General features: G+C 60.0%; 1 protein-coding gene. It reads right to left on the reverse strand.

Features of this window, described 5'->3' with window-relative positions; translation table 11 throughout:
- Window positions 1-255: ATP-binding cassette domain-containing protein (locus O4H47_RS18015; protein WP_269395402.1), on the reverse strand; the 255-nt coding region annotated here is incomplete at both ends.

Raw genomic sequence — 255 nt, forward strand, 5'->3', positions numbered from 1 at the left:
GCGCGTCTTCGAGCGCGCGCAGGGTTTCAACGTCCAAATCGTTGGTAGGTTCATCGAGCAGCAGCACGTTGCCGCCTTCTTTCAGCAGACGTGCCATATGCACACGGTTGCGTTCACCGCCCGACAGCAGGCCGACTTTCTTCTGCTGGTCACCGCCCTTGAAGTTGAAGGCACCGCAATAGGCGCGGGAGTTCACTTCGGCATCGCCAAGCTTGATGATCTCGGCCCCGCCCGAAATGGCCTGCCAGACGTTGT

This window comes from Maritalea porphyrae (assembly GCF_027213965.1).
In the GTDB taxonomy this organism is placed as follows: Bacteria; Pseudomonadota; Alphaproteobacteria; order Rhizobiales; family Devosiaceae; genus Maritalea; species Maritalea porphyrae_A.